The organism is Blattabacterium cuenoti, assembly GCF_014251815.1.
Classification (GTDB): domain Bacteria; phylum Bacteroidota; class Bacteroidia; order Flavobacteriales; family Blattabacteriaceae; genus Blattabacterium; species Blattabacterium cuenoti_E.
In genome coordinates this window covers 515,004-538,857 of record NZ_CP059202.1, presented here as the reverse complement: position 1 = coordinate 538,857, position 23,854 = coordinate 515,004, and the positions used below count along the sequence as shown (strand labels likewise).

Below are 23,854 nucleotides of genomic sequence, written 5' to 3'. Positions count from 1 at the left end.
TGTTTTTTTTATGTATGTTTGTGTTTCTTATGAGTAGAAAACTTTATCTATAAAAGGATAATTTTTTTCATGATAAACAACATCATACATTTCTTCTAAAGAAGGAAAATCTGAATTTTCTGCAAATTCAACACAGTATTCTACCTTTTTTTTTACTTCATTTTCTATAAAATTTAAATTTTCTATGGTTTCCCATTCATTCCGAATAATAATACTTTTTAATTTTAAAATGGGATCTTTTTTTTTGTATGAATAAATTTCTTCTTTACTCCGATATAACTCAGAATCAGACATAGAATGACCTCTATATCTATAAGTTTTTATATCTAAAAAAGTAGCCCCCTCTCCTTTTCTTGCTCTTTCTATAGCTGCAGAAGCAGATTGTGCTATTTTCTCTGGATCCATTCCATCCACAGGATAGGAAGGCATTCCATAAGATCTTCCTATCTCATAAATTTCCTCTATATTACTACTTCTTTTAACGGAAGTCCCCATAGCATATTGATTATTTTCACATACAAATACAACAGGAAGTTTCCATATCATAGCCATATTAAATGTTTCATGTAAAGATCCTTGTCTAACAGCTCCATCACCCATAATAGTTAAAGTTACAGCTTTTCTATCAAAATACTTATCAGCAAAAGCGATTCCAGCCCCTAACGGGATTTGTCCACCTACAATTCCATGTCCACCATAAAAATGGTGTTTTCTACTAAAAATATGCATAGACCCCCCCATTCCATGAGAAGTTCCTGTTTTTTTTCCTAAAAGTTCCGCCATTATTTTTTTTGGATCAACCCCCATAGAAATAGGAAGAATATGACATCTGTAAGCGGTTATAATATTATCTTTAGATAAATCCATTGCATGAGTTAATCCAGCGGGGATTGCTTCTTGTCCATTATACAAATGTAAAAATCCTCTAATTTTTTGTTTTAAATATAGGGAACGGCATTTGTCCTCAAATTTTCTCCAAAAATACATATCTCTGAACCACTTTATGTAGGTTTTTGGGGTGATTTTTTTCATGAAGAAAAATTTTATGAAATCATTGTATACAAATTTAATCTTTAAGATTCAAAATGCAAGTAAAAAAAGAATTTAAATTAAATCAATAAGGCTTTCTAGTCCAATTTTTCTAGATCCTTTAATAAGAATATAATCCATTTTTTGAATAGAATATTTTTGAATACACTCAACAAAATTTTTTTTATTCATAAATTTTTTTATTTTGTGAGACGTATTTTTAGTATTAAAAAAAATATTCCCAATTAGAAAAGCTATGTTAATGTTGCTCTTTTCTATAATAAAAGAAATAATTTTCTCATGTTCATTATTAGAAACTAATCCTAGCTCTAGCATATCCCCTAATATTGTAATTTTATTTCCTTGTATGTTGTTAAAAAAAGCAAGAGCTTTTATCATACTAGTTGGATTTGCATTATAACAATCTACAAGAATTTTTGTATTCTTTTTTATAAAAATTTGAGAACGGTAATTATTAGGTACGTATTCTTCCACTGCTTCTTTTATTTCTTTTAAAGAAACTTTAAAATATATTCCAATAGTTATAGATGAAGCTATATTATATAAATTATAATCTCCTACTAAAGAAGAAACAATTTTTATGTTTTTAACGTATAAAATAGATTTTAGACTATTTTTAGTCCATAAATATTCAATATTTATATCCGTATTTATATCCGGTTTTTTTTTTTTTTCTGAAAAAATATATCTTTTCATTCCTATACTATTAGATAATTGGATAGGATCGTCTCCGTTTATAAACACAACTTTATTTTTTTTTCTTAAAAAACTATATAACTCCAACTTACTACGTATAATTCCTTTTACACTTTTAAATCCTTCTAAATGAGCTATTCCAAAATTTGTAATATATCCATAATCTGGATCAATGATATAACACATTTTTTCTATTTCTTTTTCATGGTTTGCTCCAATTTCCATTACAGATATTTGTGTATCGACAGGCATCGATAATATAGTTAGTGGAATTCCTATATGATTATTGAAATTATTTTTTGTATAATGAACTTTATTATATTTCTTAGAAAGAATAGTTGCAATAAGTTCTTTTGTTGTGGTTTTTCCATTACTTCCAGTTATAGCTATGATAGGGATGTGATGGAGTCTGCATCTGTGATACATTGCTAATTCATGTAGAAAACATAATGTGTTATATACAAAAATAATTTTCTTGCATAACGCATATTTTTTGTTATCGACTACAGCTAATATTGCTCCATTTAAAATCGCCTCATATGCGAATTGATTCCCATCAAAATTTTTTCCTTTCAAAGCTACAAAAATAGATCCTTTTTTAACTCTTTTACTGTTTATTTCTATTCCGGAAGAAATAGAATATAACTGATATATACTTTGAATATTCATAAATAACATTTTTTTCTGAAAAACTAATTAAAGTAAATCTTCTTCAAGTTTCATTTTTAAATTATTAATATTAGTAATAACAGTTCTTTTTTGGTCCTTTATATAAGAAATGTAACCTGTTTCTTCCGATATAACAAGACATATAGCATCCGTTTTTTCAGATAATCCAATAGCAGCTCTATGTCGTAACCCCAAACGAGATGGAATCTCTTTATTGTAAGAAACAGGAAGTATCGCTCTTGTTTTTATTATTCTGTTTCCTGTAATAACTACAGCTCCATCATGTAATGGACTGTTTTTATAGAAAATACTTTCTAAAATAGAAATATTAACTTTAGCATCCATTTCATCTCCATTTTGGATAAACTCTTTTAAATCTTGATGTAATTGAATAACAATTAAAACTCCTGTCTTATCCCCTGAAAAAATAGCACAAGCATTTACTATGCTATCTATAGTTTCAGTTTTAATAGAAACCCCTGATTTCTTAAAAAGAGAAAATATAAATTTTTTGAAAAAAATTTTGCTTCCTACAATGAGAAGAAATTTTCTAATTTCTGGTTGAAATACAATAATCAAAGCTAAAAAACCTCCTTTGAAGAAAGCACTTATAACTATGCTAAGAAGTTTCATTTTGTAAATTTCTACTACTTTCCAGAAGATAAAAGTTGCAATGATCCCATAAAAAATATTTAAAGCAGCAGTTTTATAAACCAATCTGTATACTTGAAATAATATAATGGTTACTAGAAAAATATCTAAAATATCAATGAAATAAATTTTCAATAAATATAACAATGAAAAAAAGCTTCACGAAAAAATAATATAAAAGTTATTAATGAATTATAAAATTTTTCTATAATATTGTACTAATTTAATGCATTCTACAGCTTCTTTTACATCATGAACACGCAAAAACTTAGATCCATTTAAAAGTGCTATAGTGTGAAGAATAGAAGTTGCATTTAATGATTTTTCGTAAGAGGTTTTTAAAATGAGTTTTATCATAGATTTTCTAGAAATACCAACTAAAATTGGATAATCTTGATATCCTAATAAAGATAGATGTTTTAATAATTGAAAATTATGTTCTAACGTTTTTCCAAAACCAAATCCAGGATCTAAAATAATATCTCGAATTCCATATTTTTTTAATAAAAAAATTTTTTCAGAAAAGAAATTATTTATTTCCGTTATTATGTTTTCATGATAGTATGGTTTTTCCTGCATGTTTTCAGGAATTCCTTTCATGTGATTTAATATGTATGGGATTTTAAGCTTTCCTAACAAAGAAAACATATTTTCATCTAATACTCCTCCTGATATATCATTTATCATCACAGCTCCTTCTTCTACTGCTATTCTAGCTACTTCACTCCGAAATGTATCTATAGATATTTTAGAATTTGGAAAATTTTTCATAATTACACGAATAGGCTCTGTTATTCTTTTTATTTCTTCCTTTTCTGTTATAAATTTTGATCCTGGTCGCGTTGAACATCCTCCAACATCTATAAAATCACTACCTTCATTTAATAAAGTTTCTATATGTTGTAATAGATTATATTTGGAACATAGTTTTCCCCCATCATAAAACGAATCAGGAGTTAAATTGACTATTCCCATTATTTTGGGTTCTTTTAAATGCAATAAAGTGCCAGCACAATTAATTATCATTGAAAAAACTTATTTATTTGTAATTTATTGTAAAATCAAATGAAATGATATGAATTTTTCATCTATTGATTCTATTTTACAAAAATGTAAAAAACTTTTTTTAGAAAAACTAATAGATTATGGTTTATCATGGAAATTTTTTCACAATTGTTCTATAATAGATCAAATTTTGATTAAACTAATCCGTATAAAAAATATTCAGTCAAAAGGATATCAAAAAATTAAAGAAGAAAAGATAACAGATACGTATATAGATATTATAAATTATTTAATAATTTTTTTAATAAAAATGGACATTTCTTTTACATCACATTTACACGATATATCACATCATGATGTGATCTTAATTTATAATGAAAAATTGAAAAAAATAAAAATTTATACAGATAGAAAGAATAAAACTTTCAATAATTTTTCCTTAAACAGCATTTTAGAAAATATTTTATCATTAAAAATGAATCAAAAAAAGTTTTTTATAAAAGAATTAGAAAAATTTTGTTTTCAAACATTAGTTGAAATTATTTTTATCTTGAAAAGAAATTTTCAATAAAAATTCAATTTTATATTTATAATATTTATATTTTTCTTGTATTCTTGTAACAAAAATGAGACAAAAAAAACAAAACAAAAGTGAGACAAAAAGTTGTTATTGCAAATTGGAAAATGAATTATGACTTTCATGAAACAACTTCTTTTATTAGAAATTTTTTAAAAATTGTTTTTGAAAGAAAAATAAATCATAATAAAAAAATTATTATATCTCCTTCTTTTCCCTTCTTACATATTTCGAATCAAATATTACAAGGAACAACTTTAAATATTGCAGCTCAAAATATTCATCATAAAGATAAAGGCTCTTATACAGGAGAAGTATCAGCTTATATGTTAAAGTCTATAGGAGTTCAAAACGTTATATTAGGACATAGTGAAAGAAGAGAATTTTTTTTTGAAAAAGAAAATATTTTATTAGAAAAAATAAAAATAGCATTGAAATATAATTTCAATATTATTTTTTGTGTAGGAGAATCATCTTTAGAAAGATCTAATAATAAACAATTTGATATTGTTAAAACCCAATTAAAAGAAACTGTTTTTCATTGTACTTCTGATGAAGTAAAATCTTTTTATATAGCATATGAACCAATATGGGCAATTGGAACAGGAGAAACTGCTACTATTGAACAGGCTCAGACTATGCATGAATTTATTCGTTCTTTATTTTTTGATAAATATGGAAAAAATATCTCTGATAAAGTATCTATTTTATATGGAGGAAGTATTAATGATCTTAATGCAAAAAATCTTTTTTCTCAAAAAGACATAGATGGAGGACTTGTAGGAAAGTCATCACTTGAACTAGAAAAATTATTAAAAATAATTCAATCATAATATATTGTATTGTATTATGTGTATTATGATTATATTTGTATAATTTGTATAAGGGGCCTCGTAGCTTAATTGGATAGAGCATCTGACTACGGATCAGAAGATTATGGGTTCGAATCCCTTCGAGGTCGCATTCATTATACTATCCTAAATAAGGTTTTAATATTTTGCTTCTAGAAGAATGTTTTAATCTTTTTAAAGCTATACTTTCAATTTGTCGAACACGTTCTCTTGTTAAATCGCAAGATTGTCCTACTTCTTCTAAAGTCATAGGAGGGGATCCATTTAATCCGAAATGTAAAATGATTACACGACGTTCTCTTTCACTTAAAGTTTCTAAAATTCTTTTTATGTCTTTACGTAAAGATTCTTTTTCTAAGTGTTCATCTGGACGAGGAGATTCATCAGATCGAACTAAATCATATAAATTAGAATCTTCTCCTTCTATCAATGGAGCATCCATTGAAACATGTCTTCCCGAATTTTTTATAGACTCTTCAACATCTTTTTCATTCATATCTAAATATTCTGCTATTTCTCTTGCAGAAGGAGTTCTTTGTAATTCTTGCTCTAATTGAGCAAGAGTTTTCAATATTTTATTTAATAAAGCTAATTTATTTGTAGGTTGTCTAATAGAACGTGATTGTTCTGCAATAGCTTGTAAAATTGCTTGTCTAATCCACCAGACTACATAAGATATACATTTAAAACCTCTTGTTTCATCAAAACGTAATATTCCTTTAATTAAACCTAAATTTCCTTCATTAATCAAATCACATAAACTTAATCCTTGATTTTGATATTGTTTGGCTACAGAAACAACAAAACGTAAGTTTGCATTGACAAGTTTATCTATAGCGCTAGCATCCCCTTCTCTTGCTCTACGAGCGTATTCTACTTCTTCTTCTGGAGTTAATAATGGTATTTTACCTATTTCATGAAGGTATTTGTCTAACGATTCGGATTCCCGATTTGTTACTTGTTTAGTAATTTTAAGTTGTCTCATATTTTTTTAATTTTATTTTTTATAGGACGGGGTAAAAGTACTTTTCTAGAGAGTTTCATTTTTTTATTTTTTTCGTCCATTCCCATAAATTTAACGTCAATAATATCTCCTACATGCAACTCTTCTTCTATATTATTCAATCTTTTCCATCCTATTTCCGAAATATGCAGCAACCCTTCTACTCCTTTAGAAATTTCAACAAATGCGCCAAAATCTTTTATAGATTTTACTTTTGCTTTATAAACTTTTCCTAATTCAGGGACAAAAGCTATTTTTTTAATTCTACTAATAGCTTTCTCTATTTTTTCATCATCTTTTCCAATAATTTCAATGTAACCTGAATCTCCTTTTTCTTCAATGAGTATATTTGTGTTTGTATATGATTGTATTTCTTGAATGACTTTTCCACCAGGACCTATAACTGAACCTATGAAATCTTTTGGAATATTCAAAGTATATATTTTTGGAGCATTAGGTTTCATTTTTTGCCTATATTTAGGTAAAGTTTCTAACATTTTATTTAAAATGAAAATACGACCTTCTAAAGCTTGCATCAAAATTTGATTCATAAGATCGTATGTGACCCCTTGCATTGTTTTCACGTCCATTTGACAAGCTGTCATACCATATTTAGTCCCTGTTATTTTAAAATCTAAGTCTCCAAAATGATCCTCTTCTCCTGTTATATCAGATATAACAATTTTTTTTTCATTTTCCATAAATAACCCCATAGCAATTCCGGAGACAGGATTTTTTATAGGAATTCCTGCGTCCATTAATGCTAAACTTGCTGCACAAACTGTAGCCATAGAAGATGATCCATTAGACTCTAGAATATCCGAAACTACACGAATTGTGTATGGATTATTAGGGATAACATTTTTTAATGCGCGTTGTGCTAAATTTCCATGTCCAACTTCACGTCTAGAAACTCCTCTTATAGAACGTATTTCTCCTGTAGAAAAAGGTGGAAAATTATAATGTAAATAGAATTTTTCATGATTTTCCATAACAACGTTATCGATTCTATTGGCATCTAAAGAAGATCCTAGTGTGACTGTAGATAAAGACTGTGTTTCTCCTCTTGAAAATAAAGCAGAACCATGAACACCAGGCAAATAATCAACAAAACTGGATATTGAACGTATTTGTTTATTAGTTCTACCATCTAATCGAACTCCTTTATTTAAAATTAAATTTCTAGTTATCTTTTTTTTTATTTCCTCAAAAAACTGATCAATAATTGCTTTTTTTTCTTCTTCCTCTGCTAAAAATTTTCTTTTAAAATCGTTTAGTACAATTTTTTCTTGAATGGATCTCGTTTTTTTATCAAAAAAACTTTGATAAATTTTTTCTATTTTAGAATATGAAAATAAATGAAGTTCTTCTTTTAATTTTAACATTTTATTTTCTTGTTCTTGATTTATTGATTTTTGATCATCAAAGAAAAAAATATGATTTTTTGAAAGTTTGTCAACTAAACGTAATTGGGCTTCTATTTGTGGTTTTATCGCTTTATGAGCGATCATCACTGTTTCTAAAAATTTTTTTTCTTTTATTTCCTTCATTTCCCCTTCTATCATAATAATAGAGTGGCTTGAAGCTCCTACTATTAAATCTATGTCTGCTTCTTTTAATTGATCCAAGCTAGGATTAATGATATATTTTTCATTCGAACGAATAACACGTATTTCTGATATAGGTCCATTAAAAGGGATTCTTGCTACGGATAAAGCGGTTGATGCAGCTAGACCAGCTAATCCATCTGGCAAAACAGTTTTGTCATATGAAAGCAACGAAATCATGATTTGGATTTCTTTATTAAAAGAATCTGGAAATGTGGGTCTTAAAACGCGATCAACTAACCTCATCGTTAAAATTTCCTCATCAGAAGGCCTCCCTTCCCTCTTTATAAAACCTCCAGGAATCTTTCCTCCAGCAGAATATTTTTCTCTATAATCTACTGTTAAAGGTAAAAAATTTGTTTCATTTTTTTTTGTTTCTTTGGAAACAACTACAGTAGCCAAAAGCATTGTATTTTTTTCACGTACTACAACTGCTCCATCAGCTTGTCTTGCTAATCTACCTGTTTCTATAATAATAGTACGACCATCTCCCATAGAGATGGTTTCTTTTACTATATCTAGCATATTTTTGTTATTTTCTATCTACAGATTATTTCCTTAACCCTAAATGTTTAATTATATTTTTGTAATTATTGACATTATGTTTTTCTATATATTTTAACAATTTTTTTCTTTTTCCTACCATTTTTACTAAAGCTCTTTCCGTGTTAAAATCCTTTTTATTATTTTTTAAATGATTGTTCAAATAATTAATACGATAAGTAAACAAAGCGATCTGAACATTGGAAGAACCTGTATCATAAACAGATGTTCCATAAGTTTTAAATATTTCCTTTTTTTTTTCTTCTGTCATAAACTATATAAGTTAAAAATATTTTTTTGAAATTAATTTCTACTTTTTTCCATTTCTAAAATAGAATCAATATATCTTCTATCATTGGATAAACGCGGGACTTTATTTTGTCCACCTAATTTGTTATGTTTTTTTAGCCAATCATAAAATAAACCATTTCTAGCTACATATATAATAGGAGGACCTAAAACTATATTTTTGTATCGTTTCACTTCGTAATCTGAATTCAAAGATTTTAATTCATTATCCAAAATATTTCTAAAATCACATAAATTTTTTGGTTTATTTTCAAATTCTATAATCCATTCATGAGCTCCAAAATTTTTTGTGTTCATATACACAGGACCTACAGTATATTCATGAATAGTGGAGTTTGTTTTGATGCAAGCTTTATTTAAAGCTTTTTCTGTATTTTCAACAATTAATTCTTCTCCAAAAGAATTTATATAATGAGTTGTTCTTCCTGAAATCAAAATTCGATATGGAGATAGACTAGTAAATCTAACAGTATCCCCAACTATATATCTCCATAATCCTGCATTAGTAGAAATGACAACTGCATAATTTTTATTTAATTCCACTTTATCAATAGATAATACTTTAGGATTCGAATTATTTATTTCTTCTGTAGGAATAAATTCGTAAAATATACCGTGATTTAGTAATAATAAAAGATCTTTAACATTTTTTTGATCTTGTATTGCAAAAAAACCTTCAGATGCACTGTATATATCGTAATAATTTATGGATTTGGATTTATCAAATAATTTCTGATATTGAGAAATGTAAGGTGTTAAACTCACCCCTCCATGAAATATTACCTCAATATTAGGCCATATTTCATTTATTATTTTTCTGTCAAATTCTTTTAATAGTTTTTTCAAAAAAATCAATAACCAAGAACAAACACCTAATAAAATTCTAACATCTTTATGTCCTGTTTCTTTTACAAGATTTTCCAATTTTTTTTCCCATTCACTCATTAAGGCTATTTCTTTTCTAGGAACACAAATATTTTCAACCCAGAAAGGCGTATTCTGAATTAAAATGGAAGATAAATCGCCATAAAATGTGTTATATTTTTTATGTAATTCATAACTTCCTCCTAGACGGACAGCTTTTCCCAAAAAAATCTCTGTTTTGGGATGATTATGAATATAAATAGATAACACATCTTTTCCTGCTTTATAATGGCATGCATTCATAGACAATTTAGTGATAGGAATATATTTGCTTCTTGTATTAGTGGTTCCAGAGGATCTAGCAAACCATTTTACTTTTCCTGGCCATAATATATTTTTTTCTCCTTTACGAATTCTTTTAATAAAATATTGTAAATCAGAGTATTTACATATAGGGATTCTTTCTGAGAATTGTTGATATTTTTTGATATCACAAAATCCATATTTTTTTCCAAATTCTGTATTTTTTGCATATAAAACCAACTGATTCATTAATTGATTCTGTATTTCTATTGGATAACGCATAAAAAATTCTATACTCTTAATTCTTTTTTTTAGAAAAGCAGATGTAAAATATCCAGATAAATACTTTATCATTACGAAATGATATTTAGGTTAAAGGTTGTGAAAATGAATTTTACCATTTATTTTATTTTTTTTTAAATAAGTAAATAGAAACAATTCCAAAAGTTAATTTTTGTGTATGAATTGGATTAAATTTATGATATTTTAAAAGTTTATTCATTTTTTCGTTACAATAAGGAAAAGACAATACAGATTCTTTTAAATAATTGTATGCAAAACGATTTCGTGAAATAAAATTTCCTATTTTTGTTACAAAATAAAAATAAAAATAATAAACTTTATTGATCCAAAAATTAGAAGGTTTAGAAAATTCTAAAATGACTAAAGTTCCTGAAGGTTTTAAAATTCTATATATTTCTCTTATAGAATGATGTATATATTGAAAATTTCTTATTCCAAAAGCAATAGTTACTAGGTCAAAAGTTTCATTTTGAAACGGAATGTTTTGTGAATAACCTTGAATGGTTTGAATTCTTTTTTCAAAAAAATTGTCTTTTATTTTTTTTTTAGCTATTTCCAACATTCTATAAGATGGATCTAATCCTGTAATATAAGCGTATTTAAATTTATTAGCTAGCAAAATAGCTAAATCTCCAGTTCCAGTAGCTAAATCTAATATTTTTTTAACTTTTATTACATTAAATTTGTATAATATATGAATTGTTTTTTTTCTCCATATAAAATCTATTCCAAAAGATAATATGTGATTGATTAAATCATATTTATTAGCGATATGGTCAAACATATTTTTCAATTTTTCTTCTATTGAAAAATGGGAATATTTATTCATAATATTTAAAATTTCCTTCTTACTTAAATTAATTAAGAAATATGAAGAAAAAAAAAATGGTTCTTTAATTCCTTATTAGAAAATTTTATTTTTATTACCTTATCCAACTATCAATTATCAATAAAATAAAAAAAAGAAATGATTCGATCAATCATTACAGGAACGGGGCACTATTTACCCGAAAAAATCATTAAAAAAAATCATTTCATGAAGCATAAATTTTACGATAAAAAAGGGTTAAAAATTGAAAAATCTAATGAGGAAATTATTAATAAATTTCAGAAAATTACAGAAATTGAAGAAAGAAGATATATAAATAAAGGATTATTGAATTCCGATATTGCTGCAATAGCAGCAAAAAGAGCTTTGATTAATTCTAAAATTAATAAAGAAAAAATAGATTATATCATATCGTCTCACAATTATGGAGATATTCATCCTATTTCTTATCAATCTGATTTTATGCCTTCTATTGCTGCTAAAGTCAAAAATAAACTTAAAATAAAAAATAAAAAATGTAGACCATATGATATGATTTTTGGTTGTACAGGATGGATAGAAGGAATGATTCTTGCTGATCAACTTTTACAATCCAAATATGCTAAAAATATATTAATTACTAGTTCTGAGACTTTATCTAAAGTTATAGATCCCCATGATAGAAATGCAATGATTTTTTCCGATGGCGCAGGAGCAGCTGTTCTATCTGCTGTAGAATATTTTGAGGAAGAAAAATATGGAATTATTCATTCAGACACTCAATGTGATAATGATAAATTATATTATTTAACCAATGGGCCTTCCTTGAATCCAAACTATAAAAAATCTTTGGTTCATATTAGAATGAATGGAAGAAGAATTTATGAATATGCATTAACAGAAGTGCCAAATATGTTAAAAAATATGCTTGATCATGCTAATTTACATTTTAAGGATATAAAAAAAATTCTTATTCATCAAGCTAATGCTAAAATGGATTATGCAATTTTGAATAGATTATTGAAATTATATAATTATAAATCTTTAAGTAAGGATTTTTTAATAAAAATTATGCCTATGACGATACAAAAATTAGGAAATTCTTCTGTAGCTACTATTCCTACTTTATTAGATTTGATTCTTAAAGGAAAAATGCCCGTTCATGAAATTCAATCTGGAGATACTATTCTTATGGCTTCCCTAGGTGCGGGAATGAATATTAATGGAATGATTTACCGTTTTCCAAAAAAAAGATAAATATGAAAAAAAAAATACATCCCAAAAATTACAGACCTGTTGTTTTCAAAGATATTAATAATGATAAAATGATTATTTGTAAATCAACAGTTACAACAAAAGATTCTATTCATATAGGTGGAAATGATTATCCATTATACAAAATGGAAATATCTAGTTATTCACATCCATTTTTTACTGGTGAAAAAAGATTTCTAGGGAAAACAGGTCCGGCTGAGAAGTTTAAGAAAAAATATGAGAAATATAGAAAATTATAATATAAAATTATAAAAAAAACACATGAATTTTATATTATATGATGGTGTAGAATGGAAAAAATTATTCCCTATAACACTCACTAGACCTGTATCAGAAATTAGGTTAGGTTTATTCACAATGAAAGAAAGATGGGAAAAATATATTGGAAAAAATGTAGAAGATGTTATTACACAATCATTTCTTTCAAAAAAATATTCTAAAAAAGAATGTTCATTTTTTGAAGATATACTGTTAATTAACTCATCATTCATTCCTAATGAAGAATTAATTCAAATTCTTTTTTCTTTAAAAGAAAATGAAGGTATTTTTTTTGAAAAAGAAATGATTGCTTTTAAAAAAAAAATTTTAAAAAAAGAAGATATTCTTTCTTTCCCTTTAGAAAAATATAAAAAAATATATTATGTAAAACAAGTTATTCATATTCAATATCCGTGGGATATATTTATAAATAATGAAATTGTATTAAAAAAAGATTTTATGTTTTTCACAAAAGGTAAAAAATCTTTTTCTTTGGAGGGGAAAAATCATATTATTTGCAAGGAGAAAATTTTTTTGGAAGAAAATATAAAAGCAAACAATGTTGTATTAAATGCTCAATTGGGACCTATATATATTGAAAAAGGAGTTAAGATTATGGAAGGATCCGTAATCATAGGTCCAGTGTCAATTGGAAGAAATTCTATATTAAATATAGGATCAAAAATATATGGAGGGACAACTATCTCTACTTTTTGTAAAGTAGGTGGAGAAATTTTTAATTCTGTAATATTTTCTTATTCCAATAAGGTTCATGACGGTTTTTTGGGAAATTCTGTTTTGGGAGAATGGTGTAATTTGGGTGCTGGTACCAATGTTTCAAACTTGAGGAATGATTATCAAAAAGTAACAGTTTGGAATTATGAAAAAAAAGATTTCATGCCTATAAATTTGCAGTTTTTTGGGATGATAATGGGGGACCATTCTAGATCAGCAATAAATACTCAATTTAATACAGCCACAATTGTAGGTGTAAGTGATAGTATTTTTGGATATGGATTTTCTCCTAGATATATTCCTTCTTTTTTTTTAGGAGGAATTCAAAGAAGCAAAAAAATTCCTTTTAATCAAGTTTGTGGTACTGCTGAAATTATGATGAATAGAAGAAACGTTAATTTTTCTGTTTTGGATAAAAATATTTTAGAATATTTATATCATTTATTGGATATTTAGCAAATTTTTATTTATCATGTGTTATACAAAAAAGTTATTTTATGCTGAAACACAATTTAGGTTATCCTCGTATAGGAATTCAAAGAGAGTTAAAAAAAGCTTGTGAAGCTTATTGGTCAGATAAAATTGATCGTAATACTTTATTTGAAATAGGAAAAAAAATAAGAATAGAAAATTTGAAAATGCAAGAAAAAGAAGATTTGGATTTGATCCCATGTAATGATTTTAGTTTTTATGATCATGTTTTGGATATGTCCTTATTGTTAGGTGTTATTTCTGAGTCTTATCTTTCTATTCCAGTAATTCATCATAACATTGACCTATGTTTTTCTATGGCTAGAGGGTTTCAGAAAGATGGATGGGACGTTAAAGCTATGGAAATGACCAAATGGTTTAATACTAATTATCATTACATTGTTCCAGAATTCGAAAAAAATCAAAAATTCTCTATTTTTTCTCATAAAATTTTTGATGAATTAAAGGAATCTAAAAATGTATTGAAATCAATAAAAAAAATTAAACCTGTATTAATTGGACCTGTATCTTATTTATTTTTAGGAAAAGAGAAAGAAAAGTCCTTTCATAAAATGGATTTAATAGAAAATCTTATTCCTACTTATATAGAAATTATTAATAAATTAAAAAATAAAGGAATCAATTGGATTCAGTTAGATGAACCTATTTTGGTTTTAGATATGTCTGAAAAAGAGAAAAAAGTCTTTAAATATGCTTATAAAGAAATATCTAAATTTTGTGACGGAATCAATATTCTATTAACTTCTTATTTTGATGGAATATCAGAAAATATATCTCTTTTTCAAGATGTGTCTATTCAAGCTTTACATATAGATTTGGTAGAAGATTCAAATCAGTTAGAGAAAATACTTTCTTTTTTTTCAGAAGAATCAGAAATGATTCTTTCTTTAGGTCTTATTGATGGAAGAAATATATGGAGAAACAATTATGCTAATTCTATTAAAAAAATAGAAAAAACAATAAAAATTGTAGGAGAAGATAGAATTATGATTGCTCCTAGTTGTTCGCTTTTACATGTTCCTATAGATATAGAATATGAAAATTCCATTCATATAGATATTAAAAATAGAATGGCTTTTGCTAGACAAAAAATTGGAGAATTAAATGATTTAGAAAAAATTGTAAGAGGAAATCAAAATATTTTGTTAAGAAACTCTTCTTTATTCAAAAAAACATCTTCTATTTTTCATGATCATAAAATAAAGGAAAGAGTAGCAAGAATAACAAACGAAGACATACAAAGAGATAATCCCTTTTATATTAGACAAAAAAAACAGAAAAAGAAATTTCATCTTCCTGTGTTCCCTACTACTACTATAGGGTCTTTTCCTCAAACAAAAGAAATACGTAGTTTACGAAATAAATTTCGAAAAAAAGAATTGAGTAAAGAAGAATATGATGAAAAGATTAAAAATCTTATTGTAGATGTCATTAAAAAACAAGAAGAAATAGATTTAGATGTACTAGTTCATGGAGAATTCGAAAGAACTGATATGGTAGAGTATTTTTCAGAAAAATTAAAAGGAATACTTTCTACTGAGAATGGGTGGGTTCAAAGTTATGGAAGTCGTTGTGTAAAACCTCCTGTTATTTATGGAGATGTTGATCGTATTGGAAATATGACTGTTGAATGGATATGTTTTGCTCAAACTAAAACAAAAAAATTAATGAAAGGGATGCTAACTGGCCCTGTTACCATTTTACAATGGTCTTTTGTAAGAGAGGATCAACCTATTTATTATACTGCTTATCAAATAGCTTGGGCAATTCGAGAAGAAGTTTTATCACTAGAAAAATCTGGAATTCAAATTATTCAGATCGATGAACCTGCTATAAGAGAAGGATTACCTTTGAAAAAAAGGAATTGGAAATATTATTTTGATTGGGCTATAAAAGCTTTTCGTCTATCTTCAAGTGGAGTAAAAGATGAAACACAGATACATACACATATGTGTTATAGTGAATTCAATGATATACTTGAGCATATAGCAAATATGGACGCAGATGTTATTACTATAGAGACATCTAGATCTAAAATGGAATTGTTAAAAGCTTTTTCCGTTTTTTCTTATCCTAATGAAATAGGTCCAGGTGTATATGACATTCATTCTCCGAGAATTCCCACTGTAGAAGAGATGTTTGACTTAATAGAAAAAGCTTCAAAAAAATTACCTATAAGAAATATTTGGGTGAATCCAGATTGTGGATTAAAAACTAGAAAATGGAAAGAAGTGTTGATTTCGCTTCATAATATGACAAAAGCAGCAAAAATGGCTAGAATAAAATTATCTTAAAAAAAAAGAAAAGTGTATATTTTTATATCTATCTAATAAATTTAGTAATGACTTTGCATCAAAAAGAAGAAATGATAAAAAAGGAATTTAAAATTCTTAAAAATTGGGAGGATAAATATGAATATTTGATAGATTTAGGAAAAAAATTATCGAATAAATCGCCTATGTTTAGATCTGAAGATAAGTTAATTCATGGGTGTCAATCCCAAGTTTGGTTAGAAGCTAAATTAAATGGATCACGTGTTTTTTTTGAAGCGGATAGCGATGCTTTGTTGACTAGAGGAATGGCCGCGATTATGGTTCAAGTATATTCAGGGCTTTTCCCTTTTGAAATTATTTATTCCAATACTAATTTTCTTTATGAAATAGGATTTCATACTTTTTTATCTCCTACTAGAGCTAATGGAATGTTTTTATTTTTAAAAAAAATAAAATTCTATGCTGTAGCTTTTAATACAAAAGTTTCTGTAAGATTAAATGGAAGAATTTAAAAAAAAAAAAAATAAAATGTTTCAAACTATTAATCCTGTAGATAATAATGTATTAAAAACTTATAATTTTTTATCTAACCAAAATATTAATATTAAATTATCTGAAGCTAAGAATGCTTCTCATCAATGGAAAAATTTTCCATTTGATGAGAAAATTAAATGTTTAATGAAGTTTTGTTCTTATATGCAAGAAAGCGCAGATATTATAGCATACTCTATTACTGAAGAAATGGGAAAACCCATTACTCAATCTTATGCAGAAGTAAATAAGAGCATAAATTTATGTAAATATTATTGCAAGTTAAAAGAATCTATTTTTACAGAAGTAATTTATACTGAATATAAAATCTCTTGTGTAAGGTTTGAATCTATAGGCGCTATATTAGGAATTATGCCTTGGAATTATCCTATATGGCAAACGATTAGGTCAACTATTCCAAATTTAATATTAGGAAATGTAATTCTCATTAAACCATCTCTTAATACAACAGGATGTTCTCTGATTTTAGAAAAAATATTTTTAAAAACCGGCTTTCCTGAAGGAACTTTTCAAGTTTTATTAATAGATATAAATCAGATAGAATCTGTTATAGCTCATCCTGAAATAAAAGGAATCACTTTTACAGGAAGTCCATCAGTAGGGAGTATTATAGGATCATTATCTGGAAAATATATTAAAAAATCTGTTTTAGAATTAGGAGGAAATGACGCTTTTGTTGTTCTTAAAGATGTAGAAGATATAAAAAAAGTAGCAAAATTAGCGACAGAATCTAGATTAAATAATACAGGACAAACATGTATTTCTGCAAAAAGATTTATTGTAGATAAAATTATAATAGATGATTTTATAGATGCAGTTATACAAGAAATGAAAACATATCATAGAGGAAATTTATATGATGAATCAACTAAAATAGGTTATATTTCTCGTTGTGATTTGTCTGAAAAATTGTATCAACAATACAAGAATATTATTATAAATGGAGGAAAAATATGTTTAGAAATTACCAAAGATGGTAATTTTTTTACTCCTTCTTTATTAAGGATAGAAAATGATAACTGTATAGTAAAAAAAGAAGAAATATTTGGCCCAATAGGAATCATTTCTTCTTTTTACAAAGAAGAAATGATTCCTGATATAGTGAATGATACCCCATATGGACTTGGAGCTTCTATTTGGACTAAAAATTTAGAAAAAGCAGAAGAAATATCAAAAAAAATAGATACTGGAATGGTTTTTATTAATGAAGTTGTAAAATCAGATCCACGTTTTCCTTTTGGAGGAATTAAAAAATCAGGATATGGTAGAGAATTGTCAACTTTATCTATAAAAGAATTTTCTAATTGGAAAACTATAATTATGAAGGAATTATAAATTTCTTCGCATCCTGGAAACAGGAATATGCATTTGATCTCTGTATTTTGCAATAGTTCTTCTGGCTATTATATAGCCTTTTTTTTTAAGTATTTTAGATAATTTCTCATCAGTAAGAGGTTTTTTTTTATTTTCTTTTGCTATTGATTCTCCCAAAAGTTTTTTTATTTTGATAGAGGAAACTTCTTTTCCTTTTTGATTTATCATTTTTTCAGAAAAAAAACTTTTAATTAAAAAAGTACCATATGGGGTGTTAACATATTTACTATTGGCAACACGAGAGACAGTAGAAATCCCTACTCCAATTTTTTGTGAAATATTTTTTAAAATCATAGGTTTTATTTTCATAGGGTCTCCAGTTAAAAAGTATTCTTTTTGATAATCCATAATAGCATTCATTGTAAGCATCAATGTATTTTGACGTTGTTTTATAGCGTCGACAAACCATTTTGCTGAATCTATTTTTTGTTTTAAAAATGCAATGGTTTCTTCATTTTTATTTATATTTTTTTTTGATCTATAAGATTTTAACATATTGAAATATAAAGGTGATACTTTTAATTCTGGAATGTTTCTTTGATTTAGGGAAAGTTCTAATTTTTCATCTGAAATATAAATATTAAAATCCGGAATAATATGATCCAAGTTTTTAGTGTTATCAGAATAAATTTTTCCTGGTTTAGGATTCAATTTCTTGATTTGATCAATTACTTTTCGTAAATTTTTTTTTGTGATTCCTAATTTCTTATACAATTTTTTATAATGTTTTTTTACAAAAGATTGAAAATGATCTCGTATAATTTTTGTTGAAAAAAAAACTTCTTTAGTTATTTTCTTTTTTTCTAATTGAATCAGTAAACATTCTTGTAAACTTCTGGATCCTATACCTATAGGATCTAATTTTTGTATATAATTTACAAGCAATTTTTCTACTTCTTCTGTAGATACAGATATTCCAAGTGTAAAATAAATATCATCTACTATAGATGTGATTTTTCTTCTGATATAACCATCATTGTCTATATTTCCTAATATAAAATCAGCGATTAATAAATCTTTTTCACTTAAACGAAATGTATGCAATTGATTTTTTAAATATTCTTGAAAAGAAATTCCAGAAATAATAGGAATATGTTTTTTTATATTACAATTTTGATTGCTAATTTGAAAATCATCAATTTCGTCATCACTTAAATATTCATCTATTTCAGATCTATCTATAGACTGATTTTGATCTTCTGTAATAAGATCATTTTCTAATGTATCTGAATATTCTTCTAATTCTGAAGAATTATCTTCTTCTAAAGCTGGATTTTCTTCCAATTCTTGTTGAACTCTTTGTTCAAAATCTAAAGTAGATAATTGAACCAATTTCATTAATTGGATTTGTTGTGGAGAAAGTTTATGTTGTCCTTTTTGGAATAACTGTTGTTTTAACATCTTTTTTTAAAATTCTGCATTGTTTGGTGTTCTTGGAAATGGGATAACATCACGGATATTATTCATACCTGTAATAAATTGAACTATACGGTCAAAACCTAATCCAAATCCACTGTGAGGGACAGAACCAAAACGACGTGTATCTAAATACCACCATAGTTTATTTTTATCAGTGTTTGTGTCTTTCATCCGTTGTAATAATATATCATATCGCTCTTCTCTTTGAGATCCTCCAATAATTTCTCCTATTTCAGGGAATAAAATATCCATAGCTCTAACAGTTTTTCCATCATTATTCACACGCATATAAAAAGCTTTAATGATGCAAGGATAATCAAATATAACTACAGGAGTTTTAAAGTATTTATCCACTAAATATTGTTCATGTTCCGATTGTAAATCCATCCCCCAAACAATTGGATGTAAAAATTTTATGTTTTTTTTCTTTTCTTCTTGATCAAGAATTTTAATAACTTCTGTATAACTAATTTTTTTGAATGGAAATTTCAAGATAAGTTCTAATTTTTCTAAAAGACGGTTTTTTTGACTATATTTTTTTAAACGTTGATCTAAAAATGTTAAGTCTTCCATACTATTTTCAACAATATATTTGATAATAAATTTTAGAAAATTTTCGGCTAAATTTATGTTCTCTTCGAGATGATAAAAAGCAATTTCTGGTTCTATCATCCAAAATTCAGATAAATGTCGTGATGTATTGGAATTCTCTGCTCTAAATACGGGACCAAAAGTATATACTTTTCCTAACCCTAAAGAAGCGCTTTCTGCTTCGAGTTGTCCGGATACACTGAGATAAGTTTCACATTTAAAAAAATCTTTAGTATAGTCAATGGGTTGATTTTTTAAATTCATAGTTGTAATCTGAAACATTTTTCCAGTTCCTTCACAATTTGAAGTAGTAATAATTGGAGTATGAAGATAAAAAAAACCATGTTCATGAAAATATTTATGGATACAAAATGCTATGTGATGGCGAATTCGCATAACACAACTAAAAATATTCGTTTTAAAACGTAAATGTGCCTGTTCACGAAGTTTTTCAAAACTATGTTTTTTAGGTTGCAAAATAGACTTTTGAAGAATTTCTTTATCCACTGATTCATAGATAATTATATCTAAAGATTTAAGTTCTATATATTGTTTTTTTCCAATACTTTTTTTAACTATTCCTATAACTCTAATCGAACTTCCAATTGTTATTTTTTTTATAATTTTTTTATCAAATTTTTTGGATAAGATAATTTGCAAGTTATTAATTGTAGAACCGTCATTCAAAATAATAAAAATAGAATAACGAAAAGATCGAATCCATCCTTCAACCAATACTTTTTGATCAATCAAAAATTTTCCTTTATTTAGTAATTCTTTAATTGAATATTTTTTTATCATTTTATATGTTCAATATTTCTTTTTTTTTCTGAAGAAAGAAATCCTCTATTTTTTGAATATATTCATCTGTTATTTTTTGTATACGATGTTCTCCCATTCTAGAAATATCTTCTGATATTTTTAATTTCTTTATACATTGATTATTATTTTTTCTAATTTTTCTTATAAGTATTTTCGCTTCTTCTATCTGTAATTTTATTCTTTTTATCAAATTTTTTCTACTTTCTTCTGTAATTATGGGGAGATGTATATGAATAGAATCACCTTTATTGGTAGGTATAAAACCTAGATTTGCATTAATAATAGCTTTCTCTATAGCTGGAACAATAGAACGATCCCAAGGATGAATAGAAATGTTCATATTATCTATGATAGAAATGTTAGATACTTCCATAAGTGGAAAAAAAGTTTCATAACATTTTATCTTTATTTTTCCTAAAAAAGAGGAAACAGATTTACTACCCAATCGAATACGGTAAATTTCTTTTTTCAATTGTTTTAAAATATTCTCCATGTCTTCTTCGCAAGAGGAAAAAATGTTATTTAATCCGTTCATAATTTTATTCTTTTTTAGAAACCATAGTTCCTATTTCTTCTCCAGAAATTACTTTTTTAAAATTACCTTTTCTATTCATATCAAAAATAATAATAGGTAAATTATTTTCGTCCCCTAAAATAAAAGCAGTTTGATCCATTACTTTTATTCCCATTTGATATACCATATCAAAAGATATATTTTTAAGTTTTTTAGCATACTTATTCTTTTCTGGATCTGTTGTGTAAATTCCATCTACTCTAGTTCCTTTTAATAATACATCAGCTTTTATTTCTATAGCACGTAAAACAGCGGCTGTATCTGTAGTAAAATAGGGGTTTCCTAATCCGGCTACAAATATCACAACTCTTCCTTTTTCAAGGTGATGTATCGCTCTATCTTTTCCAAAAGGTTCCGCAATTTCATCCATTCTAATAGCTGTTTGAATATAGGTACATATTCCTATATTTTCTAAATATGATTGGAAGGCTATACCGTTAATAACGGTAGCTAACATTCCCATGTAATCTCCTTCTATACGATTTATAATTTTTTCCTTAATTTTAGAAAAACCTCTAAATATATTGCCACCTCCAATAACTATAGCTACTTGAGCCCCCATATCTACCACTTTTTTTACTTCTTCAGCATATTGTTTAAGACGAGAAGAATGAAGTCCAAATCCATTCTCCCCCATAAGAGCTTCTCCACTTAATTTCAATAATGATCTTTTGTACTTCATGAAAAATATATTTTGTCGTTTTTTTTCATAAAAAAGGATATAAGGATATTATGATTATGGAAAAATTCCTAGTTTTTCATAAGAATCAATAATTTTATTTATTGCCAGTACAAATGCTGCCGTACGCATGTTTTCTATTTTGGATGATTTTTTTATATCACGAATTTTATGAAATCCATTAATCATGGTATCTTCTAATCCGCTACGTACCAAATCTATTTCTCTTGCTCCTCTTAAAATAATTTTCTTTTCTTCTGTTGAAATTCTTTTTTTGCAAACTGTTTCTATAACTTGTAATAATTCTGCATTCATATTTTCACTGAATTTTTTTTCCATACGTCCATAACGCACATGACTTAAATTTTTTAGCCATTCAAAATAAGAAACAGTAACGCCTCCTGCGTTTAAGTAAATATCAGGGACAATAATTACTCCTTTTTTTTCTAATATTTCATCAGCTTCAGGAGTAATAGGTCCATTTGCTGCTTCTCCAACAATTTTAGCCTTAATACGGCTCGCATTATTTTTATGTATTACATTTTCCAATGCGGCTGGAATTAAAATATCACATTCTAATTCTAAAGCCTTTTCCGTATTTTCTATATTTTTTGCATCTGAAAAATTTAATATAGATCCAGTATTTTTTAAATGTAAAAAAACTTGAGATACATTTAACCCTTTTTCATTATAAATCGCCCCTTCTCTTTCTGCTAAAGCTATTATAATAGCCCCTGCTTCATGAAAAAAAGTAGCGGCATGATATCCAACATTCCCTAATCCTTGTATGATGATTTTCTTACCAACTAATCCCACATCAAGACCAACAGAAGACATGTCTTCTTTTACATGACATAATTCTCTTATACCATAAAACACGCCTAATCCTGTTGCCTCTTTTCTTCCTCTTACTCCTCCTTGAGAGACTGGTTTTCCTGTTACACAAGCTAATGCATCTACGTCTCCAGAACGTAAAGATAAAAAAGTATCAAAAATCCAACTCATTTCTCTTTCTCCACTACCATAATCAGGAGCAGGGACGTCTATTCCCGGTCCAATAAAATTTTTTTTAATTAATTCAGAAGTGTATCTGCGTGTTATTTTTTCTATGTTTTCTGCTGATATAGTTTGTGGATCAACTTTTATCCCTCCTTTAGCCCCCCCAAAAGGGACATCAACTATGGCGCATTTATAGGTCATTAGAGCGGCTAAAGTCATCACTTCATCTTGATTCACTTTAATGCTGTATCGAATTCCTCCTTTACAAGGAAGTTTATGGTGAGAGTGCTGGACTCTATATGCTTCAATAACTTTTATTTCTTTTCCTATTTTTACAGGAAAATGCATACGATATACAGCATTACAAGCTTTGATTTGTTCTAAAAGACCTTTTTCAATAGAAATAAATCGTGCAGCTTTATCAAAGTTTTTTTCTATACAATTAAAAAAACTATATACACCAGTTTTATTTTGGTTTTTTGACATAAAAAAAGTTTTTACACATTTCTATAGAATAGAATAGAATAATGAATGCTACATCGACATTGTCGACTACAAATCTACGTTTTATG

Annotated in this window: 22 protein-coding genes and 1 tRNA gene; 9 read left to right on the top strand and 14 right to left on the bottom strand. The window is 26.7% G+C overall.

The features are described from left to right. Positions 1 to 27 precede the first annotated feature (27 nt). The 4 genes from pdhA to folP form a co-directional block, all read right to left on the bottom strand. On the bottom strand, positions 28 to 1,032 hold the full coding sequence (pdhA, locus tag H0H54_RS02665) for a pyruvate dehydrogenase (acetyl-transferring) E1 component subunit alpha (protein WP_185863183.1): 1,005 nt from the start codon (positions 1,030 to 1,032) through the stop codon (positions 28 to 30). Positions 1,033 to 1,104: 72 nt separating this feature from the next. Further along, positions 1,105 to 2,415: a UDP-N-acetylmuramoyl-tripeptide--D-alanyl-D-alanine ligase gene (locus tag H0H54_RS02660; protein ID WP_185863182.1), complete on the bottom strand. Its 1,311-nt coding sequence runs from the start codon at positions 2,413 to 2,415 to the stop codon at positions 1,105 to 1,107. Between the two features lie 27 nt (positions 2,416 to 2,442). After that, entirely contained in the window at positions 2,443 to 3,201 is a 759-nt protein-coding gene (locus H0H54_RS02655; protein ID WP_238784769.1) for a diadenylate cyclase, read from the bottom strand. A gap of 57 nt (positions 3,202 to 3,258) precedes the next feature. Continuing rightward, the gene (folP, locus tag H0H54_RS02650) at positions 3,259 to 4,092 is read right to left on the bottom strand and encodes a dihydropteroate synthase (RefSeq protein ID WP_185863180.1); all 834 of its coding nucleotides are present in this window, start codon (positions 4,090 to 4,092) and stop codon (positions 3,259 to 3,261) included. A gap of 49 nt (positions 4,093 to 4,141) precedes the next feature. Here folP and H0H54_RS02645 point away from each other — a divergent pair, with 49 nt between their 5' ends. From H0H54_RS02645 to H0H54_RS02635, 3 genes are all read left to right on the top strand, one after another. After that, positions 4,142 to 4,642: a DUF1599 domain-containing protein gene (locus tag H0H54_RS02645; RefSeq protein WP_185863179.1), complete on the top strand. Its 501-nt coding sequence runs from the start codon at positions 4,142 to 4,144 to the stop codon at positions 4,640 to 4,642. 80 nt (positions 4,643 to 4,722) lie between these two features. Then, positions 4,723 to 5,481: a triose-phosphate isomerase gene (gene tpiA, locus H0H54_RS02640; protein ID WP_185863178.1), complete on the top strand. Its 759-nt coding sequence runs from the start codon at positions 4,723 to 4,725 to the stop codon at positions 5,479 to 5,481. A gap of 54 nt (positions 5,482 to 5,535) precedes the next feature. Beyond that, positions 5,536 to 5,609 (top strand) — tRNA-Arg (locus H0H54_RS02635). 11 nt (positions 5,610 to 5,620) lie between these two features. Here H0H54_RS02635 and H0H54_RS02630 read toward each other — a convergent pair. The 5 genes from H0H54_RS02630 to ubiE are packed head-to-tail and all read right to left on the bottom strand — an operon-like array spanning position 5,621 to position 11,260. Continuing rightward, positions 5,621 to 6,484, bottom strand: a complete 864-nt coding sequence (locus H0H54_RS02630; RefSeq protein WP_012840652.1) for a sigma-70 family RNA polymerase sigma factor — start codon at positions 6,482 to 6,484, stop codon at positions 5,621 to 5,623. Further along, positions 6,481 to 8,634, bottom strand: coding sequence for a polyribonucleotide nucleotidyltransferase (gene pnp / locus H0H54_RS02625; RefSeq protein WP_185863177.1), 2,154 nt, complete (start codon positions 8,632 to 8,634; stop codon positions 6,481 to 6,483). The genes H0H54_RS02630 and pnp overlap by 4 nt, the downstream gene beginning before the upstream one ends. 25 nt (positions 8,635 to 8,659) lie before the next feature. Continuing rightward, a complete protein-coding gene (gene rpsO / locus H0H54_RS02620) occupies positions 8,660 to 8,923 on the bottom strand; it encodes a 30S ribosomal protein S15 (protein WP_185863176.1) in 264 nt (87 codons plus the stop codon). Between the two features lie 32 nt (positions 8,924 to 8,955). Then, positions 8,956 to 10,482 carry a GH3 auxin-responsive promoter family protein gene (locus tag H0H54_RS02615; RefSeq protein ID WP_185863175.1) on the bottom strand — a complete coding sequence of 509 codons (1,527 nt, stop codon included), beginning with the start codon at positions 10,480 to 10,482 and terminating at the stop codon, positions 8,956 to 8,958. A gap of 52 nt (positions 10,483 to 10,534) precedes the next feature. Then, a complete protein-coding gene (gene ubiE, locus H0H54_RS02610) occupies positions 10,535 to 11,260 on the bottom strand; it encodes a bifunctional demethylmenaquinone methyltransferase/2-methoxy-6-polyprenyl-1,4-benzoquinol methylase UbiE (RefSeq protein WP_185863174.1) in 726 nt (241 codons plus the stop codon). A 138-nt stretch (positions 11,261 to 11,398) separates the two neighbouring features. On the opposite strand from ubiE, the gene H0H54_RS02605 reads away from it, so the two are divergent. Genes H0H54_RS02605 through H0H54_RS02580 form a run of 6 tightly spaced genes read left to right on the top strand, consistent with a single transcriptional unit; the run spans position 11,399 to position 18,159 of the window. After that, positions 11,399 to 12,496 (top strand): 3-oxoacyl-ACP synthase III family protein, encoded by a 1,098-nt coding sequence (locus H0H54_RS02605; protein ID WP_185863173.1) that lies wholly within the window; start codon positions 11,399 to 11,401, stop codon positions 12,494 to 12,496. Positions 12,497 to 12,498: 2 nt separating this feature from the next. After that, positions 12,499 to 12,753 carry a type B 50S ribosomal protein L31 gene (locus H0H54_RS02600; protein ID WP_185863172.1) on the top strand — a complete coding sequence of 85 codons (255 nt, stop codon included), beginning with the start codon at positions 12,499 to 12,501 and terminating at the stop codon, positions 12,751 to 12,753. A gap of 22 nt (positions 12,754 to 12,775) precedes the next feature. After that, entirely contained in the window at positions 12,776 to 13,963 is a 1,188-nt protein-coding gene (locus tag H0H54_RS02595; RefSeq protein WP_185863171.1) for a putative sugar nucleotidyl transferase, read from the top strand. A 41-nt stretch (positions 13,964 to 14,004) separates the two neighbouring features. Further along, complete coding sequence (gene metE / locus H0H54_RS02590) at positions 14,005 to 16,293, top strand: 5-methyltetrahydropteroyltriglutamate--homocysteine S-methyltransferase (protein ID WP_185863170.1); 2,289 nt, start codon at positions 14,005 to 14,007, stop codon at positions 16,291 to 16,293. A gap of 47 nt (positions 16,294 to 16,340) precedes the next feature. Next, on the top strand, positions 16,341 to 16,784 hold the full coding sequence (locus tag H0H54_RS02585; protein WP_185863169.1) for a SufE family protein: 444 nt from the start codon (positions 16,341 to 16,343) through the stop codon (positions 16,782 to 16,784). Between the two features lie 16 nt (positions 16,785 to 16,800). Further along, entirely contained in the window at positions 16,801 to 18,159 is a 1,359-nt protein-coding gene (locus H0H54_RS02580) for an aldehyde dehydrogenase family protein (protein ID WP_185863168.1), read from the top strand. On the opposite strand, the gene rpoN is transcribed toward H0H54_RS02580, so the two are convergent. From rpoN to H0H54_RS02555, 5 genes are read right to left on the bottom strand one after another with little or no spacing between them, the layout of a single operon-like run. Then, a complete protein-coding gene (rpoN, locus tag H0H54_RS02575) occupies positions 18,154 to 19,599 on the bottom strand; it encodes an RNA polymerase factor sigma-54 (protein ID WP_185863167.1) in 1,446 nt (481 codons plus the stop codon). The two genes, H0H54_RS02580 and rpoN, sit on opposite strands and share 6 nt — an antisense overlap. 6 nt (positions 19,600 to 19,605) lie before the next feature. Beyond that, positions 19,606 to 21,009 (bottom strand): asparagine--tRNA ligase, encoded by a 1,404-nt coding sequence (gene asnS, locus H0H54_RS02570; protein WP_185863166.1) that lies wholly within the window; start codon positions 21,007 to 21,009, stop codon positions 19,606 to 19,608. A 1-nt stretch (position 21,010) separates the two neighbouring features. Next, positions 21,011 to 21,565: a ribosome recycling factor gene (gene frr / locus H0H54_RS02565; protein ID WP_185863165.1), complete on the bottom strand. Its 555-nt coding sequence runs from the start codon at positions 21,563 to 21,565 to the stop codon at positions 21,011 to 21,013. Between the two features lie 4 nt (positions 21,566 to 21,569). Further along, a complete protein-coding gene (gene pyrH, locus H0H54_RS02560; RefSeq protein ID WP_185863164.1) occupies positions 21,570 to 22,286 on the bottom strand; it encodes a UMP kinase in 717 nt (238 codons plus the stop codon). 54 nt (positions 22,287 to 22,340) lie between these two features. Continuing rightward, the gene (locus H0H54_RS02555) at positions 22,341 to 23,768 is read right to left on the bottom strand and encodes a Glu/Leu/Phe/Val family dehydrogenase (RefSeq protein WP_185863163.1); all 1,428 of its coding nucleotides are present in this window, start codon (positions 23,766 to 23,768) and stop codon (positions 22,341 to 22,343) included. Positions 23,769 to 23,854: the final 86 nt, after the last annotated feature.

What these genes read in the sequence shown, in the direction of transcription:
- rpoN (WP_185863167.1), bottom strand. Translation starts at nt 19,599, where the DNA reads ATGTTAAAACAACAGTTATTCCAAAAAGGACAACATAAACTTTCTCCA.
- H0H54_RS02580 (WP_185863168.1), top strand. Translation starts at nt 16,801, where the DNA reads ATGTTTCAAACTATTAATCCTGTAGATAATAATGTATTAAAAACTTAT.
- H0H54_RS02595 (WP_185863171.1), top strand. Translation starts at nt 12,776, where the DNA reads ATGAATTTTATATTATATGATGGTGTAGAATGGAAAAAATTATTCCCT.
- H0H54_RS02600 (WP_185863172.1), top strand. Translation starts at nt 12,499, where the DNA reads ATGAAAAAAAAAATACATCCCAAAAATTACAGACCTGTTGTTTTCAAA.
- pdhA (WP_185863183.1), bottom strand. Translation starts at nt 1,032, where the DNA reads ATGAAAAAAATCACCCCAAAAACCTACATAAAGTGGTTCAGAGATATG.
- metE (WP_185863170.1), top strand. Translation starts at nt 14,005, where the DNA reads ATGCTGAAACACAATTTAGGTTATCCTCGTATAGGAATTCAAAGAGAG.
- ubiE (WP_185863174.1), bottom strand. Translation starts at nt 11,260, where the DNA reads ATGAATAAATATTCCCATTTTTCAATAGAAGAAAAATTGAAAAATATG.
- pyrH (WP_185863164.1), bottom strand. Translation starts at nt 22,286, where the DNA reads ATGAAGTACAAAAGATCATTATTGAAATTAAGTGGAGAAGCTCTTATG.
- H0H54_RS02585 (WP_185863169.1), top strand. Translation starts at nt 16,341, where the DNA reads ATGACTTTGCATCAAAAAGAAGAAATGATAAAAAAGGAATTTAAAATT.
- rpsO (WP_185863176.1), bottom strand. Translation starts at nt 8,923, where the DNA reads ATGACAGAAGAAAAAAAAAAGGAAATATTTAAAACTTATGGAACATCT.
- H0H54_RS02645 (WP_185863179.1), top strand. Translation starts at nt 4,142, where the DNA reads ATGAATTTTTCATCTATTGATTCTATTTTACAAAAATGTAAAAAACTT.
- H0H54_RS02660 (WP_185863182.1), bottom strand. Translation starts at nt 2,415, where the DNA reads ATGAATATTCAAAGTATATATCAGTTATATTCTATTTCTTCCGGAATA.
- H0H54_RS02630 (WP_012840652.1), bottom strand. Translation starts at nt 6,484, where the DNA reads ATGAGACAACTTAAAATTACTAAACAAGTAACAAATCGGGAATCCGAA.
- pnp (WP_185863177.1), bottom strand. Translation starts at nt 8,634, where the DNA reads ATGCTAGATATAGTAAAAGAAACCATCTCTATGGGAGATGGTCGTACT.
- H0H54_RS02605 (WP_185863173.1), top strand. Translation starts at nt 11,399, where the DNA reads ATGATTCGATCAATCATTACAGGAACGGGGCACTATTTACCCGAAAAA.
- H0H54_RS02615 (WP_185863175.1), bottom strand. Translation starts at nt 10,482, where the DNA reads ATGATAAAGTATTTATCTGGATATTTTACATCTGCTTTTCTAAAAAAA.
- H0H54_RS02555 (WP_185863163.1), bottom strand. Translation starts at nt 23,768, where the DNA reads ATGTCAAAAAACCAAAATAAAACTGGTGTATATAGTTTTTTTAATTGT.
- asnS (WP_185863166.1), bottom strand. Translation starts at nt 21,009, where the DNA reads ATGATAAAAAAATATTCAATTAAAGAATTACTAAATAAAGGAAAATTT.
- frr (WP_185863165.1), bottom strand. Translation starts at nt 21,565, where the DNA reads ATGAACGGATTAAATAACATTTTTTCCTCTTGCGAAGAAGACATGGAG.
- folP (WP_185863180.1), bottom strand. Translation starts at nt 4,092, where the DNA reads ATGATAATTAATTGTGCTGGCACTTTATTGCATTTAAAAGAACCCAAA.